At 69.0% G+C, this 668-nt stretch carries 1 protein-coding gene; it reads left to right on the forward strand.

Features of this window, described 5'->3' with window-relative positions:
* Positions 1–668: ATP phosphoribosyltransferase regulatory subunit (locus tag EMN46_RS18735; RefSeq protein ID WP_195715324.1), on the forward strand; the 668-nt coding region annotated here is incomplete at both ends.

A 668-nucleotide genomic window follows, 5' to 3' on the forward strand; every position in this document is an offset into this window, starting at 1 on the left:
GGGCCCCCTGGCGGATGCCGAGATCCTCTCCCTGGTCTTCGCTGCCCTCGAGGCCCTCGGCCTGGAAGGGGAGGTGGAGGTGGGCCTTCCCAGCCTGGTGGGGGAGGTACTCAAGGCCTCCGGCCTGCCGGAAGAGGCCCGCAAGGAAGCCCAGAGGGCCATCCATCGCAAGAACCTGCCCGAGCTCACCGAGCTCCTCTCCCGCCACCCGGTTTCCCCGGAGGCCCGGCGTACCCTCCTGGCCCTCCCCGACCTCTACGGGGGCATGGAGGTGCTGGCCGAGGCCAAGAGCCTTCCCCTCCCCGAAAGAGCCAGRAAGGCCCTGGAGGATCTGGAAAAGACCCTGGAACTTCTGGAAAGGCCCGTGCTTTTGGACCTGGGCATGACCCGGCGCTACGAGTACTACTCGGGGGTCTTCTTCCGCGCCTACACCCCGGGGTTCGGCCTGCCCCTTTTAGGAGGCGGCCGGTACGACGGGGCCCTCCTCCCCAGGGCGGCGGGGTTCGCCATAGGGGTAGAGCGGGCCCTGGAGGCCCTAAAACTCCCCAGGGTGGACGTAAGCCCCGAGGTTTTGGCCCTGGACCTGAAGGCCCTTCGCCGCTTCGCCCGGGAGAAGCGGGTGGAGCTCTTCCACGGGGAAGACCCCGTGGCCTACGCCAAGGCCCGGG

It is taken from the genome of Ancylomarina sp. 16SWW S1-10-2 (assembly GCF_009669305.1).
Classification (GTDB): Bacteria; Bacteroidota; Bacteroidia; order Bacteroidales; family Marinifilaceae; genus Ancylomarina.